At 62.3% G+C, this 14,081-nt stretch carries 17 protein-coding genes; 3 read left to right on the top strand and 14 right to left on the bottom strand.

Annotation, left to right across the window (positions count from 1 at the left end; translation table 11 throughout):
* Positions 1-13: 13 nt before the first annotated feature.
* Both NKH42_RS02240 and NKH42_RS02235 read right to left on the bottom strand, forming a co-directional pair.
* Positions 14-1,798 carry a sensor histidine kinase gene (locus NKH42_RS02240; RefSeq protein WP_302893519.1) on the bottom strand — a complete coding sequence of 595 codons (1,785 nt, stop codon included), beginning with the start codon at positions 1,796-1,798 and terminating at the stop codon, positions 14-16.
* A gap of 147 nt (positions 1,799-1,945) precedes the next feature.
* Positions 1,946-2,647, bottom strand: a complete 702-nt coding sequence (locus NKH42_RS02235; RefSeq protein ID WP_023677547.1) for a response regulator transcription factor — start codon at positions 2,645-2,647, stop codon at positions 1,946-1,948.
* 341 nt (positions 2,648-2,988) lie between these two features.
* Between NKH42_RS02235 and NKH42_RS02230 the strand changes: the two genes are divergently transcribed.
* The 3 genes from NKH42_RS02230 (at position 2,989) to NKH42_RS02220 (ending at position 5,863) form a co-directional block, all read left to right on the top strand.
* On the top strand, positions 2,989-4,599 hold the full coding sequence (locus tag NKH42_RS02230; RefSeq protein WP_352505969.1) for a phosphoenolpyruvate carboxykinase: 1,611 nt from the start codon (positions 2,989-2,991) through the stop codon (positions 4,597-4,599).
* A gap of 79 nt (positions 4,600-4,678) precedes the next feature.
* Positions 4,679-5,116 (top strand): alternative ribosome rescue aminoacyl-tRNA hydrolase ArfB, encoded by a 438-nt coding sequence (arfB, locus tag NKH42_RS02225; protein WP_352505970.1) that lies wholly within the window; start codon positions 4,679-4,681, stop codon positions 5,114-5,116.
* A 129-nt stretch (positions 5,117-5,245) separates the two neighbouring features.
* Positions 5,246-5,863, top strand: a complete 618-nt coding sequence (locus tag NKH42_RS02220; protein ID WP_352505971.1) for an alpha-ketoglutarate-dependent dioxygenase AlkB family protein — start codon at positions 5,246-5,248, stop codon at positions 5,861-5,863.
* Between the two features lie 175 nt (positions 5,864-6,038).
* On the opposite strand, the gene NKH42_RS02215 is transcribed toward NKH42_RS02220, so the two are convergent.
* The 12 genes from NKH42_RS02215 to hisB form a co-directional block, all read right to left on the bottom strand.
* A complete protein-coding gene (locus NKH42_RS02215) occupies positions 6,039-6,488 on the bottom strand; it encodes a GtrA family protein (RefSeq protein WP_352686519.1) in 450 nt (149 codons plus the stop codon).
* Positions 6,466-7,158 carry a class I SAM-dependent methyltransferase gene (locus NKH42_RS02210; RefSeq protein WP_352686516.1) on the bottom strand — a complete coding sequence of 231 codons (693 nt, stop codon included), beginning with the start codon at positions 7,156-7,158 and terminating at the stop codon, positions 6,466-6,468. The genes NKH42_RS02215 and NKH42_RS02210 overlap by 23 nt, the downstream gene beginning before the upstream one ends.
* Entirely contained in the window at positions 7,158-8,198 is a 1,041-nt protein-coding gene (locus tag NKH42_RS02205) for a glycosyltransferase family 2 protein (protein ID WP_502896114.1), read from the bottom strand. Before NKH42_RS02205 ends, NKH42_RS02210 begins: the two co-directional genes overlap by 1 nt.
* A 78-nt stretch (positions 8,199-8,276) precedes the next feature.
* On the bottom strand, positions 8,277-9,236 hold the full coding sequence (coaA, locus tag NKH42_RS02200; protein WP_352480184.1) for a type I pantothenate kinase: 960 nt from the start codon (positions 9,234-9,236) through the stop codon (positions 8,277-8,279).
* Positions 9,237-9,254: 18 nt separating this feature from the next.
* On the bottom strand, positions 9,255-9,581 hold the full coding sequence (locus NKH42_RS02195; protein WP_254815934.1) for a phosphoribosyl-ATP diphosphatase: 327 nt from the start codon (positions 9,579-9,581) through the stop codon (positions 9,255-9,257).
* 37 nt (positions 9,582-9,618) lie between these two features.
* Positions 9,619-10,413, bottom strand: coding sequence for an imidazole glycerol phosphate synthase subunit HisF (gene hisF / locus NKH42_RS02190; protein ID WP_352506058.1), 795 nt, complete (start codon positions 10,411-10,413; stop codon positions 9,619-9,621).
* Positions 10,410-11,246: an arginase family protein gene (locus NKH42_RS02185; protein WP_352505974.1), complete on the bottom strand. Its 837-nt coding sequence runs from the start codon at positions 11,244-11,246 to the stop codon at positions 10,410-10,412. The genes hisF and NKH42_RS02185 overlap by 4 nt, the downstream gene beginning before the upstream one ends.
* Positions 11,247-11,249: 3 nt before the next feature.
* Positions 11,250-11,993 (bottom strand): 1-(5-phosphoribosyl)-5-[(5-phosphoribosylamino)methylideneamino]imidazole-4-carboxamide isomerase, encoded by a 744-nt coding sequence (hisA, locus tag NKH42_RS02180; protein ID WP_352686512.1) that lies wholly within the window; start codon positions 11,991-11,993, stop codon positions 11,250-11,252.
* Between the two features lie 2 nt (positions 11,994-11,995).
* Positions 11,996-12,286: a DUF1330 domain-containing protein gene (locus NKH42_RS02175; protein WP_254815931.1), complete on the bottom strand. Its 291-nt coding sequence runs from the start codon at positions 12,284-12,286 to the stop codon at positions 11,996-11,998.
* Positions 12,287-12,289: 3 nt separating this feature from the next.
* The gene (gene hisH / locus NKH42_RS02170) at positions 12,290-12,940 is read right to left on the bottom strand and encodes an imidazole glycerol phosphate synthase subunit HisH (RefSeq protein ID WP_352505976.1); all 651 of its coding nucleotides are present in this window, start codon (positions 12,938-12,940) and stop codon (positions 12,290-12,292) included.
* A 1-nt stretch (position 12,941) separates the two neighbouring features.
* Positions 12,942-13,415 carry a DUF2628 domain-containing protein gene (locus tag NKH42_RS02165; protein ID WP_352505977.1) on the bottom strand — a complete coding sequence of 158 codons (474 nt, stop codon included), beginning with the start codon at positions 13,413-13,415 and terminating at the stop codon, positions 12,942-12,944.
* Between the two features lie 4 nt (positions 13,416-13,419).
* On the bottom strand, positions 13,420-14,019 hold the full coding sequence (hisB, locus tag NKH42_RS02160; protein WP_352505978.1) for an imidazoleglycerol-phosphate dehydratase HisB: 600 nt from the start codon (positions 14,017-14,019) through the stop codon (positions 13,420-13,422).
* Between the last annotated feature and the right edge of the window lie 62 nt (positions 14,020-14,081).

Genomic DNA, 14,081 nt, shown 5'->3' with positions numbered 1-14,081 from the left:
TGGAATTCATCCCTCAGCCTTCCGCCGGCAGTGTCACCACGAAGCGCGCGCCCTTGATCTCGCCAGGCTTGGTGCCCGGGATGTTCTCGGCGCTCAGCGTGCCGCCATGGGCTTCAACGATCTGCCTGGATATCGACAGGCCAAGGCCCGAGTTCTGGCCGAACGCCTCGCCGGCCGGCCGATCGGTATAGAACCGTTCGAAAATGCGATCGATGTTATCGGCCCGGATGCCGGGGCCATTGTCGTCGACGGTGACGATGTTGAACTTGCCGGCGCGTGCCAGCGATATGGTGATGTGGCCACGATCTTCGGGAACGAACGAGCGGGCATTCTCGATCAGGTTGGTGATCACCTGGCCGATCCTCAGATCATGGCCGACGACGAAGTAGCCTTTCACGCCCTGCGGCAGTTTGGCGACCTTGAACTCGATCTCGACCGCCTTCTTGTTGCGCGTGGCCTCGCGCGAGACGGCGACCAGATCGGTGATGAACTTCTTCAGGTCGACGGTTCCCGCGTCTTCCCGCGCCAGCTCGGCATCAAGACGGGAGGCATCGGAAATATCGGTGATCAGGCGGTCCAGCCGCCTCACATCGTGCTGGATGATATCCATCAGCCGGCTCCGCGAATTGTCGTTCTTGGCCAGCGGCAATGTCTCCACAGCGCTGCGCAGCGAGGTAAGCGGGTTCTTCAGCTCGTGCGAGACATCCGCGGCAAAACTTTCGATCGCCTCGATACGGGCGTAGAGCGCATTGGTCATGTCGCGCACGGCGATCGAGAGATTGCCGATCTCGTCCTGGCGGTCGGAGAAGTCGGGGATTTCCTCGCGGTTCTTGACGCCGCGGCGAACCCTGACCGCCGCCGCGGAAAGCCGGCGAAGCGGGTTGGCGATGGTGGAGGCCAGCAGCATCGACAGGATGGCGGTAACCAGGGCGGCGATGCCGAACACGCGCAGGATCGCCTTGCGCTCGGCCGCGACGATCTTGTCGATGTCGCCGCCTTCGGTCGACAGCATCAGCACGCCGAGAACGGCACGGAAGCGCTGGATCGGCACCGCCACTGAAACGATCTGCTCGCCCTGCTCCGAGATCCGCACGATCGTCGACGGACTGCCGGTAAGCGCCTTGACCACTTCCGGAAACGCAGCGCCGTTGCCGCCCGGCTGCTCGCGATAGACGGGCAGCTGCTTGTTGCGGAAGAAATCGAAGACGAATTTCTGGATGCGCTCCAGAAGGTCCGGCTGCTCCTCTTCGACCGGCGGCAGGTCGTAGCGAAGGATCTGGCCGCGCGAATAGAGATGGCGGGAATCGAGCAGCAGGTTGGCGTCGCGGTCATAAATGCGGGCGCGCGTGCGCGTCGGCGAGATCAGCCGCCTGAGCACCGGCGCCACGCGCTCCGGATTGATCGGGAAATCGAGATTGTCGAGCTGGTCGGAGCCGGGGCCGAGGCTTTCGCCGGCCTGCAACTCAAGCAGCTTTTCCGGATCGATGCTGATCGAATCGGTTTCGACCGTCGCCGACGCGGCGATCGCGCCGGCGATGATCTCGCCTTGAGTCATCAGGCTCTCGACACGGGCGTCGATCAGCCCGTCGCGAAAGGTATTGAGATAGAGAATGCCGGTGACCAGGACGGCAAGGCCGGCAAGATTGAGAAAGAGGATACGCCGCGTCAGGCTGGAAAAGATGTGATGGCCGAGAAACCGGCGCATCGGCACCGTAATTTTCGACACGAAGGCGGGCAGAATCCGCGGCGGGCGCCTGGCGGCGCCCGACCGTCTCACTCGCTCTACTTCCACTGCCATCGAATAGCAGCTCCCGCTCGGTAATTAGTGAGTAGTGAGTAGGCAGCAGGAATAGAGAAATGGTTGCTGAGATCGCGGCGATGCATGAGTGGCCGCTCGCATCATTCAAAACTGACTACCGACTATTCCCTACTGCCTACTGCCTATTCATGCTTCGCGGAACCGATACCCGACTCCGTAAAGGGTTTCGATCATTTCGAAGTCATCATCGACGGCCTTGAACTTCTTGCGCAGCCGCTTGATGTGACTGTCAATGGTGCGGTCATCGACATAGACCTGCTCATCATAAGCGGAATCCATCAGCGCATCACGGCTTTTTACGACGCCCGGGCGCTGTGCCAGGGAATGCAGGATGAGGAACTCGGTGACGGTCAGCGTCACCGGCTCGCCCTTCCAGGTGCAGGTGTGGCGCTCCTGGTCCATGACAAGCTGGCCGCGCTCAAGCGACCGGGCCTGCTGGTTGGGCGCCTTGGCCGCCGCCTCGCGGGTGCTGGCGCGGCGCAGCACGGCGCGGACGCGTTCGACCAGAAGACGCTGCGAGAAGGGTTTGCGGATGAAGTCGTCGGCACCCATCTTGAGGCCGAACAGTTCATCGATCTCATCGTCCTTGGAGGTCAGGAAGATCACCGGCAGGTCGGATTTCTGACGCATCCGGCGCAGCAACTCCATGCCATCCATGCGCGGCATCTTGATGTCGAGGATGGCGAGGTTCGGCGGGCGCGCCGCCAGTCCCTCCAGCGCCGATGCCCCATCCGTGTAGGTTTCGACCCGATAACCCTCGGATTCGAGGGCGATCGAAACCGAAGTCAGAATGTTGCGATCGTCGTCGACAAGCGCGATTGTTGCCATTTCAAGCGGCTCCCTCATGAGCTGTCCCTTCTTTCGTCGAGAAGGGGCTTTTGCAGGACAAATTAGGTACAAAATGTGGCATAGGCTTTATCCGCTGTCACGCGCGGCACGCCGGCGGCCACAATTGTACCTCGATAGGGATTGGACGAATGAACATCGCCAATCCTTGGGCAACCATCAGTGTTTTTGCACATATAAACGATTTAAACAACTTTCAAAATATTTAAATCGATTAATGATTTGATATCATTCGCCTTTTCTGGTTTTGACGTTATTAGCTCCTGCAATGGGGTTTCCGGAATTCGCCGGTAAAGACGCGGTAAATCGAAGAAGGGACACCCATGTCGGAAGCCGGCAAACGCAATCCTGCATGTGCAATCGATCGGATCGGCCTGAGAACCACTGGCGTGGTGCGCTATAATTTCGGCGCGGCCGCGCTCTACGAGGAGGCCATCCGCCGTGGCGAGGCCCGACTCACCGCGCATGGCGCGCTTGCCGCCGAGACCGGGCAGCACACCGGCCGCTCGCCCAGGGACAAATTCGTGGTGCGCGACGAAAGCACCGCGCCGCATGTATGGTGGGACAACAACAAGGCGATTTCGCCGATCCAGTTCGATACGCTGCTTGCCGATTTTCGCGCCCATGCGGCTGGAAAGGACCTTTATGTGCAGGACCTGGTCGGCGGTGCCGACGAGGAACTGAAGCTGCCGACCAGGGTGATCACGGAGCTTGCCTGGCACTCCTTGTTCATCCGCAATCTGCTCATCCGGCCTGCCGCCGCCGAACTCGAGCATTTCGTGCCCGATTTGACGATAATCGACCTGCCGTCGTTCCGCGCCGATCCCGCCCGCCACGGCACGCGCGGCGAAACGGTGATCGCGGTCGATCTTTCGCGCATGATCGTGTTGATTGGCGGTACCTCCTATGCCGGCGAGATGAAGAAGTCGGTGTTCACCGTGCTCAACTATCTGCTGCCGGCAAAAGGCGTGATGCCGATGCATTGCTCGGCCAATGAAGGGCCCGCCGGCGACGCGGCCGTTTTCTTCGGCCTTTCCGGGACCGGCAAGACGACGCTGTCGGCCGACCCGTCGCGAACGCTGGTCGGCGACGACGAGCATGGCTGGGGACCGCACGGCATCTTCAATTTCGAAGGCGGCTGCTATGCCAAGACGATCAAGCTTTCGGCCGAAGCCGAGCCGGAGATCTTCGCCACCACCCAGCGCTTCGGCACGGTGCTGGAGAATGTGGCGCTCGACGCCGGTCGCGTGCCGGATTTCGACGACGGCGGGCTGACCGAAAACACGCGCTGCGCCTACCCGCTCCATTTCATCCCCAACGCCAGCAAGACGGGGCGCGCCAGCCACCCGAAGAACATCATTATGCTGACCGCCGACGCATTCGGCGTTATGCCGCCGATCGCGCGGCTGACCCCGGCGCAGGCGATGTATCATTTCCTCTCCGGCTATACCGCCAAGGTGGCGGGGACCGAGAAGGGCATTACCGAACCCGAAGCGACATTTTCGACATGCTTCGGCGCACCGTTCATGCCGCGGCATCCGTCGGAATACGGCAATCTGCTGCGCGAGCTCATCGCCCGCCACGGTGTCGATTGCTGGCTGGTCAACACCGGCTGGACCGGCGGCGCCTACGGCACCGGCAAGCGGATGCCGATTAAGGCAACGCGGGCGCTGCTTGCCGCGGCGCTCGACGGCTCGCTGAAAGCGGCCGACTTCCGCACCGACGCCAATTTCGGTTTTGACGTACCGGTGACGGTTGCCGGCGTCGACCGCGCCATTCTCGACCCGAGATCGACCTGGGTCGACAAGCCCGCCTACGACCGGCAGGCGGCAAGGCTGGTCGGCATGTTCGTCGACAATTTCGAAAAGTTCGAAGCCCATGTCGACGCCACCGTGCTCGGCGCCGCACCACGCATGCAGGTAGCGGCTGAATAGCCGTCGCCCCTGGTGATGCTTCAAGGCCCGGCTTCGATCGGGCCTTTTCTTTTTCCGCCTGCCGCGCCATCACTGCGGCATGAACGCCGACGACAAGATCATCATCACCGACGATGCGGTGATTAATCCGGGCGACCTGCACGAGGACTTCATCCGTTCGTCCGGCCCGGGCGGCCAGAACGTCAACAAGGTGGCGACGGCGGTGCAATTGCGCTTCAATGCCGCCAACGCGTCTGGCCTGTCGGAGCGGGTGCGCGAACGAACCATCAAGCTTGCCGGCCAGCGCGCCACCAAGGACGGCGTCATCGTCATCGAAGCCGGACGCTTCCGCACCCAGGAGCAGAACCGGGCGGACGCCCGGGCGCGGCTGACGGCACTGGTCGCCAAGGCCGCCGAACCACCGTCGCCGCCGCGCAAGAAGACTAGGCCATCCAAAGGCGCGGTGGAAAGACGGCTCAAGAGCAAGGCCGGGCGCGGTTCGATCAAGAAACTGCGCGGCCGGGTCGGGGATGACTGACAGCCGAAGCGGCTTCGGATCTCAGATCGCCGGTTAAAGCGCGCAGCCACCGTCGGAGGCGGCTTTCGGGTCGCCGTTTTCGTTTGACGGTGGCATTCTGATTTCCAGACCAACGGATCAAGCGACGCGATGCTCATACTGCCCAAAGGCGTCCGCCATATGCCCGGCTACCTGTCGCGCGCCATGCAGGAAGTACTGGTGGAAGATATCAGGAAAGTCGTGGAGGAAGCCCCGCTGTTCGTGCCGGCAATGCCGCGCACTGGCAAGGAGATGAGCGTGCGCATGACCAATTGCGGCCCGCTGGGCTGGGTCACCGACAAGGAGCACGGCTATCGCTACCAGCCGACCCACCCGGTGACCGGAATGCCCTGGCCGCCGATCCCGGAGATGCTGCTCGATCTGTGGCGGGACGTATCTGCCTATGCGCACCCGCCGGAGGCCTGCCTGGTCAATTTCTATTCGCAGGATGCCAAGATGGGTCTTCACCAGGACCGCGACGAGAGCGATTTCTCCGCGCCTGTCGTCTCGGTCTCGCTCGGCGATGATTGCCTGTTCCGGGTCGGCCAGACCACGCGCGACGGCGCCACCAAATCGTTCAGGCTGAAGAGCGGCGATGTCGTGGTGCTCGGCGGCGAAGGCCGGCTCTGCTTTCACGGCGTCGACCGCATCTACCCTTCGACCTCGGCACTGCTCAAGAATGGCGGCCGCATCAATCTGACGCTGCGGCGGGTGACTATGCCGAAATAGGCTGTTCGGGTGCCCCGGGGGTGCCAGTACCACGACCGCCATTGTAGCCTTTGGCCAGCAGCAGGGCACTGCCCGGCCAGGGTTGCAAGCCCGGAGCCTGGCGGTGCGTTGCATCGTTGCGCGCACGCCAGGCCTGGAGCGCCAACAGCCGATCTCGGGCGGTCCGGGAATCGCATCATCTCGAGCCGTTCCGCAAACCGAGCCCAGCACTGGCGAATACCCAGTGGCGAAGCATCACATAGTTGACGAGCGGGATTACGAGGCATGTCAGCACAATCGGAATCTGCGCCTGCAGGCCCAGAATCCCGGACAACACGGCGGGCAGAAGAAATGACACCGCCAGACCAAGCAATGTCAGCACGAAAAAGCGAGGCGCCTCGAAACGATGCGCCCCGCTGGACACGAAGGTAAAATACTTGTGTCCGGCATAGGAGAAGACGGCGGCGATGGCATAAGCGAGCACCGAGGCCGAAGCCGGCCGCATCGACACCGCGTCCCCCATCGAAAATACCGCGGCAAGCAGTGCGTAGAGCAGAGTGGCGCCAAGGCCGATAATCAGGAAACGCGCCGGCCGCTTTGCAAGTCTGAAGCCCGAACCGGCGCTAAACACGGCCGCTGCACACATATTGCGCACCGAGCGGCAGATTTGAGAGCCAGCCCTCGACCCTGCGCGCGACCGAATTTGCGAAAGGAAACATCAGAAAATGTCTGCCTTCGACCTGTGTGAGGCCGGCTGTCTCCATGAGATGCCCGGCTTGGCGGCGACTGATCAGGACAGCATCTTCATCGAAGGGGCAGCGGAAGACGGCCAGGCGTGTCAATGGATTGAACGGGTTGTGCTCGATCACCGAGACAACGCCGCCGGGTCGGACGACGCGTCGCATCTCGGAAACGAAGCTCGGCCAATGTTCGGGCGGCACATGATGGACGACGCAAACGGCGAATGCGAGGTCGAATGTGCCATCCGCGTAAGGCAGCACGGGAGCCGTGTAGTCGGCATAGGTGACCCAGGGGTTTTCCTCACGCGCCCGGGCGATGGATTCCTTCGAAATGTCGCAGCCGTGAAGGTCTGGAAAAAGCGGCTTCACGTAAGGATGCAGCGCGCCGATCCCGCAGCCGACATCAAGCGCCCGAACGCTGCCGTCGCGCCTCGCGATACCGCGTGTCGCGATCAGGTCGGCGAGAGGGGCCAACTTGGCGTGCAGGAAGAAGTCATGCTTCAGCCCGGAGAAGCTGATCGAGTCGTCGACAGTCCTGTTATAGGTGGTGCGATATTGATCGAAGAGTTCGGCCATCAACCAAACCTTCTGTCGCGTGACGCCGACAACGTCGCCTCGGTGTTTCGATTGTCGACTTCCGCCCGGAGCGCGTCCTCGAAGCCAGTAAGGCGATCAACGACATAGAGCGGCCGGCGCTTGATCTCGGAGTGGATCCCGCCGACATAGAGGCCGACGATACCGGTCATGAACAGGTTGATCCCGGACAAGAAGGAAACAATCACAACTGTCGACGTCCAGCCTTGGACAACACCGAAACTGAATGCCCAGGAAGCCACGGCAAAGAGCCCGAGCAACGCGGCTACCCCCGAGATAGCGAGCCCGGCCCAGAGCGCCATACGCAATGGTTTTTCCGAAAAGCCGATGACCCCGTGGACAGCCAGGCGGAGCATCTTCCAGAAAGGATACTTTGTTTCACCTGCGGCGCGCGCCGGTCGCTCGAATGAAACCGCCGTCTGCTTGAATCCCATCCAACCGAACATGCCGCGCACGAAACGGTTGCGCTCCGGCATCTGCTTGAACGTATCGAGAGCCTTGCGGCCGATTAGTCGGAAATCGCCAACGTCGCGGGGAATGTCGACCGAAGTCATCTTCTCCATCAGCCGGTAGAAGATGCTGGCTGTCAGCCGTTTGAACCAGGTTTCGCCTTCGCGCCGCATACGCCTCGCGTAGACGATTTCATAGCCCTCCTTCCACTTTTCCACCAGTTGGAGAACGACTTCAGGGGGATCCTGGAGGTCGGCATCCATGACCACCACGGCTTCCCCGGCAGCCGCATCCATGCCGGCCGTAATTGCAATCTGGTGCCCGAAATTGCGCGACAGTTCGATCAGCCGGAAGCGTGGCTCCTCGGCAACCATCCCACGCAGGTAGATCACACTCGTGTCGGTACTGCCGTCGTCGACGAAAATAGCCTCTGCCGGTGCGTCCAGCGCGTCGAGCAGGGCGACTATTCGCCGGATAAGGAGTGGAAGAACCGCCTCCTCGTTGAAGATCGGAATGACCAGGGAATAGCGGGGCTGCCTCGCACGAACTCCGGTACTGCTCGCGTTGATCACAGACTGCTCCCGACAGATCCGCTGGAATTGCCCATCGAACACTAGCCGGGATAGCCTAAGGCGCCGTTAACCGCGCCGTTACAGTTTCCTGAGCGCCACTTCCTCGACCAGATGGTTGGCGCCCTTGCGCAGGATGAGATCGGCTCGGGCGCGGGTGGGCAATATATTCTCGCGCAGATTCTTCAGGTTGATGTTGGTCCACAGGCCCTCGGCGATGGCGCGGGCCGCATCCTCGGAAAGTTGCGAATAGCGGTGAAAGAAGGAGGCCGGGTCGCGGAAGGCGGTTTCGCGCAACCGCATGAAGCGGGCGATATACCAGTGATGGATCAGCGCCTCCTCGGCATCGATGTAGATGGCAAAGTCGAAGAAATCCGACAGGAAAGGCACGATCTTGCCGTCCTTCGGCAGCTTGCCCGGCTGCAGGACGTTAATGCCTTCGAAGATCAGGATGTCGGGCCGGTCGATGGTCTGGAACGCGCCCGGAATGACGTCATAGGTCAGGTGCGAATAGACCGGCGCGCGGACGTTGCGCTGCGCCGATTTGATGCCGGACAGGAAACGCAGCAGCGCGCCGACGTCGTAGCTGTCGGGAAAGCCCTTGCGCTCCATCAGATTGTTGCGGCGCAGGACTTCGTTCGGCAGCAGGAAGCCGTCGGTGGTGACCAGGTCAACCTTGGGACTCGACGGCCAGCGCGCCAGCAGCTCCTTTAGCACGCGCGCCGTGGTCGATTTGCCGACCGCGACGGAACCGGCAATGCCGATGATGAACGGTGTCTTGGCCGCGTCCAGCGCGTTGAAGAAGGCCTGGCGCTGCCTGAACAGGAGTTGACTGGCTTCGACGTGAGCCGACAACAGCCGCGACATCGAAAGATAGATGCGCTCGACTTCGTGGAGATCGACCGGATCGTTCAGCGACCGCAGACGACGGATTTCGTCCTCGGTGAGCGTCATCGGCGTATCGGCGCGGAACCGCGACCATTGCTCGGCCGAGAAGAAACGATAGGGTGAATACTTCTCGGTAGGAGCGAGCTGGTCCATCGAGTTCCTCCGCAGCGATCAGCCCCGGTCCAGCCGAGACGCCTTTTCGGCGATGCCCGAACGACCGGTGCGGCGTTCAAGCTCGTTGAGCACATCGCTCAGCGGAATGTCCGCTATGCCGAGAACGACAAGCCAATGATAGATGAGATCGGCGCTTTCCGAAACAAGCGCGTCCCGGTCGGCGCTGACGGCTGCGATCACCGTTTCGACCGCCTCTTCGCCGAGTTTCTGCGCTGCCTTGCTCATGCCGCGCTGAAAGAGCTTGGCCGTCCACGAATCCGGATCGCCGGAACGCGCGCGTTCGCCAATAATCTTCTCCAGATCGGAGAGCGAGAACTCGGTCATGACGGCGTTTACAGCCTCTTCTTAGCCGGAAAAGGCTCTAGGACCGATTACCCGGCGAGTCCAGCCGCATCGGCAGTCCGGCCTGAGCCATGTGCAGCTTGGCCTCGGCGATGCTGTAGGTGCCGAAATGGAAGATCGACGCCGCCAGCACCGCGCCGGCATGGCCGTCGCGAATGCCTTCGACAAGGTGGTCGAGCGTGCCGACGCCGCCGGAAGCGATGACCGGCACGCGTACGGCGTCGGCGACCGCGCGGGTAAGGGCTATGTCGTAGCCGGCCTTGGTGCCGTCGCGGTCCATCGATGTCAGCAGGATCTCGCCGGCGCCGAGATCGACCACTCGCCGAACGAACTCGACAGCGTCGATGCCGGTCTTCTCGCGGCCGCCATGGGTAAATATTTCCCAGCGGTCGGCCTCGCTCGCAGCGGACACTTTCTTGGCATCGATGGCGACGACGATGCACTGGTTGCCGAATTTGTCCGCTGCTTCGGCGACAAAATTTGGGGTCTTCACCGCCGCCGTGTTGATCGACACCTTGTCGGCGCCGGCCAATAGCAGCTTCCTGATGTCGGCGACCTGACGGACGCCACCGCCAACGGTCAGCGGCATGAAACATTGTTCGGCGGTGCGGGCTACTACATCGAAAATGGTCTGGCGGTTTTCCGACGAGGCGGTGATGTCGAGAAAGCAGAGCTCGTCGGCGCCGGCCGCGTCATAGGCTTTTGCCGCTTCGACGGGATCGCCGGCATCGACCAGGTCGACGAAATTGACGCCCTTGACGACACGGCCGTTCTTGACATCCAGACAGGGGATGACGCGGGCTTTCAGCATCAGATCCTCTCGATCGCCGCAAGAAAGTCGACGAGCAGCTGGCCGACGACGGGCGGAACCTCGGACTGGGAATCAAAGGCCGGGTCGTATGCCGAGAGCGTAACGCCCGCGATCGGGATAGACCTGGCCAGTCCGCAGGCAAGCTGCCGTAACTGTTCCGGGCTCGGACCGCCCGGATGCGTGTAGCGGTTCACCTGCAGCACATTCGGATCGACGACGTCCAGGTCGAGATGCAGATGCGCCCGCACAGTCACTGTCGCCGTGAGCTTTCCGATCATATCGAGTGCACCGGCACATTCGGTGCGCACGATCGGCAAGGTTTCCAGCAGGCGCTTTTCGTCGGGATCGACGTCGCGGGCATCGACCAGCATGCAGCGCGCCGGGTTTATCGGCCGGAACCCCGGAATCGCTGCCGCCATCGGACGCCAGCAGAGCCCGAGAGTCGCCGCCAGCGCCATGCCGTCGAGAAAGCCGTAGGCCGACGTCTCCGGCGTGTTGAGATCGCCATGCTGGTCGATCCAGATGATCGAATCCGCAGCTTCACCGGCAACCGCACCGGCGGCGGTCAGGCAATTTCCAGCAAGGATAATGGGGAAGCGTCCTCCATCGCGGGCGAGGCCAACCTTGGTCGCGACAGCGTTGCAGACGGCGAAGCCGGTTGCGATTTCGCGCCCCTGCTCGTCTCCCACCTTGCCGATATCTTCGACGGCGACTTCATGGCCAGCCACGGTCAGGGCTTCGACGAGCCCACCGCCGACAATGGCGTCCGGACCCTGGCCGCACCCTTCGTGATAGTGCCCGCTGTCATAGGGAGCGAGGATAATCGAGACCTTCACGTTTCACACCCCTGCCATCGGTTTGCCACGCAGGATCGCCAGTGCCTCGGCCGGATCGATGCGGCCGTCGTAGAGCGCGCGACCGGAGATCGCGCCTTCGAGCTTCTGCGCATCGGGCATGGTCATGCGCATGATGTCGGCGATCGAGGCGAGCCCGCCCGAGGCGATGACCGGGATCGAAACCGCCTCCGCAAGATCGATGGTGGCGTCCCAGTTGATGCCGCTCAGCACCCCGTCGCGATCGATGTCGGTGTAGATGATGGCGGCGACGCCGGCGCCTTCGAATTTCCTCGCCAGTTCGATGACGCCGAGACTCGAGGCCTCGGCCCAGCCTTCGACCGCGACCTTACCGCCCTTGGCATCGATGCCGACGGCGATCTTGCCCGGGAATGCCTTGCAGGCCTGCCTGACCAGATCCGGATCGCGCACCGCCACGGTGCCAAGAATGACGCGGGCCAGCCCACGGTCGAGCCAGTCCTCGATCTGCGCCAGGGTGCGGATGCCGCCGCCGAGCTGCACCGGACTGCTCGTCGCCTTGAGGATGGCGCCGACCGCGGCGCTGTTGACGCTCTGGCCCTTGAAGGCGCCGTTGAGGTCGACGACGTGCAGCCATTCGAAGCCCTGCTCTTCGAAGGCGCGCGCCTGAGCGGCGGGATCGTCGTTATAGATCGTCGCAGTTGCCATGTCGCCATGCCTGAGGCGCACACATTTGCCATCCTTAAGGTCTATGGCCGGAAACAGGATCACCTTCAGGCGCCTTCGACGATGACAAAGTGGCCGGTCGAGCCGGCGAGCCTGTACTTCAAGGCCTCCTGGTATTCAGGCGAGCCGTAGCATTCCAGCGCCATTTCATAGGATTCGAATTCCACCAGCACGTGGCGATTGCCTGTCGGTCCTTCCGGGCTGATATACCGCCCGGCGCGCACCGGGAACTTCGCCCCGTATTTCGCGAAAGCCGCGGCATTGGCCTCGATGTACTGCTTGTAGATCTCGGGATCGTGGACATCGACCATTGCCATCCAATAGCCCTTCTTGCTCATGGTTCAGGGCCTCCAGCCTAGGAAATTGGTGATCAGCGCCAGGCCCAGCGCCTGGCTCTTCTCGGGGTGGAATTGCGTTCCGGCCAGGTTGTCGCGGGCGACAGCGGCCGTTACCGGGCCGCCGTAGTCGGCAACCGCCAGCACCTCATCCTCTTTCCGTGCATCGAGATGGTAGGAGTGGACGAAATAGGCGTGCAGTCCCTTGCCGCCCGTCGCAATGCCGGAAAACAGCGGATGCTTGCGCTTCAGGTCAATCGTGTTCCAGCCGATCTGCGGGATCTTCAGTGTCGGATCGGCCGGCGTGATCTCCTTGACGTCGCCGGCGATCCAGCCAAAGCCCTTTGTGACGGTCTTTTCCAGGCCCCGCTCCGACATCAGCTGCATGCCGACGCAGATGCCGAGGAACGGCCGAGCCTTGGCGATCGCCACCTCCTCCACCGCTTCCCACATGCCGGCGACCGCACGCAGTCCAGCGGCGCAATCGGCATAGGCACCGACGCCGGGCAGGACGATGCGGTCGGCGGTCCTGACCCGCTCGGCATCGGCGGTGAGTTCGATCGCGGCGGCAATGCCGGCTTCATGCGCAGCACGCTCGAAGGCCTTGGTGGCCGAGCGCAGATTGCCCGACCCGTAGTCGATGATCGCGACCCTCATCTCAGGGCTTTCCCGGAATATGGTTCAGCCCCAGTGCCAGGCCCATCTGCGCCGGCCGGGCATGTGCTGCGTCTGGGACGATACGCTGCGCATGAGTTTGTGAATCCGAATCCGCAGCGGCTTCCAACACATAGCGGATGTCGGCGTCGTCGAGCCTGTCGGCCTCGACGACACCCCATTCATGCCAGCCGCGGCGACGAAGGGCTGCAATTCGCAAGCCTTGTCCCTCCAGCCCGACAAAGAGCATGACAAGGAAGGATAAAAGCGAGCCGGCTGTTTCCAGGTCCAGCCTTTCGCCCAGCATCGAGAGCAGGCCCATGGCGACAAACGCCAATGCCGCCTCAACCCACAGCCGGTGCCAGGCCAGCCACAGCGGCGGCACCAGGAAGCCGAGCCAGGCAAAGCCGTCACGGATAAAGATGGTGTCCACGCTTTCACCGCGGCCTGGCGGCTCCATCACGACATAGATGGCCATGGCGTTACCCTTTCAGGGATCCCTTGGTGGAGGGAACCGCGTCCAGCTGGCGCAGGTCGCGCTCAAGTGCCGAACGCAACACACGCGCCACGGCCTTGAAGCAGGTCTCGGCGATGTGGTGGTTGTTGGCGCCGTAATGATTGGTGATGTGCAGCGTGATGCCGGCATTCTGCGCCAGAGCGTGGAAGAATTCGCGCACCAGCTCGGTGTCGAACGTACCGATCTTCGGCGACGAGAACGAAACGTTCCAGACCAGAAAAGGCCGGCCGGAGACATCGATTGCCGCCCGCGTCAGTGTCTCGTCCATGGCGAGGTCGATCGAGGCGTAGCGCATGATGCCGCGCCGCTCGCCCAATGCCTTGGCCAGCGCCTGGCCGAGGGCGATGCCCGTATCCTCGACGGTATGGTGGTCGTCTATATGCAGGTCGCCCTTGGCCTTCACGGTCATGTCGATCAGCGAATGGCGCGACAACTGGTCCAGCATATGGTCGAAGAAGCCGACGCCCGTCGAAATGTCGGATTTGCCCGAGCCGTCGACCTGAACCGACACGGAGATGTCGGTTTCCCTGGTCTTGCGGCTTATCTCGGCGGAACGGGGCGCCATGACCTCATCCTTGTCTCAGATTTGCACGTCAGGCGTTCACAGGCCTGAAAACGAAAGCCTTC

The organism is Mesorhizobium sp. M1142, from assembly GCF_040318565.1.
Taxonomy (GTDB): domain Bacteria; phylum Pseudomonadota; class Alphaproteobacteria; order Rhizobiales; family Rhizobiaceae; genus Mesorhizobium.
Note: the sequence above shows the minus strand (reverse complement) of the source record. Positions and strands in the feature narration are given on the sequence as shown.

Bases quoted from the DNA above. Each gene is read 5' to 3' on its own strand.
- hisH (WP_352505976.1), bottom strand. From the start codon at position 12,940: ATGAGGGTCGCGATCATCGACTACGGGTCGGGCAATCTGCGCTCGGCC.
- arfB (WP_352505970.1), top strand. From the start codon at position 4,679: ATGAACGCCGACGACAAGATCATCATCACCGACGATGCGGTGATTAAT.
- NKH42_RS02230 (WP_352505969.1), top strand. From the start codon at position 2,989: ATGTCGGAAGCCGGCAAACGCAATCCTGCATGTGCAATCGATCGGATC.
- NKH42_RS02220 (WP_352505971.1), top strand. From the start codon at position 5,246: ATGCTCATACTGCCCAAAGGCGTCCGCCATATGCCCGGCTACCTGTCG.
- NKH42_RS02215 (WP_352686519.1), bottom strand. From the start codon at position 6,488: ATGTGTGCAGCGGCCGTGTTTAGCGCCGGTTCGGGCTTCAGACTTGCA.
- NKH42_RS02240 (WP_302893519.1), bottom strand. From the start codon at position 1,798: ATGGCAGTGGAAGTAGAGCGAGTGAGACGGTCGGGCGCCGCCAGGCGC.
- NKH42_RS02210 (WP_352686516.1), bottom strand. From the start codon at position 7,158: ATGGCCGAACTCTTCGATCAATATCGCACCACCTATAACAGGACTGTC.
- NKH42_RS02165 (WP_352505977.1), bottom strand. From the start codon at position 13,415: ATGGCCATCTATGTCGTGATGGAGCCGCCAGGCCGCGGTGAAAGCGTG.
- coaA (WP_352480184.1), bottom strand. From the start codon at position 9,236: ATGGACCAGCTCGCTCCTACCGAGAAGTATTCACCCTATCGTTTCTTC.
- NKH42_RS02175 (WP_254815931.1), bottom strand. From the start codon at position 12,286: ATGAGCAAGAAGGGCTATTGGATGGCAATGGTCGATGTCCACGATCCC.
- hisB (WP_352505978.1), bottom strand. From the start codon at position 14,019: ATGGCGCCCCGTTCCGCCGAGATAAGCCGCAAGACCAGGGAAACCGAC.
- NKH42_RS02235 (WP_023677547.1), bottom strand. From the start codon at position 2,647: ATGGCAACAATCGCGCTTGTCGACGACGATCGCAACATTCTGACTTCG.
- NKH42_RS02195 (WP_254815934.1), bottom strand. From the start codon at position 9,581: ATGACCGAGTTCTCGCTCTCCGATCTGGAGAAGATTATTGGCGAACGC.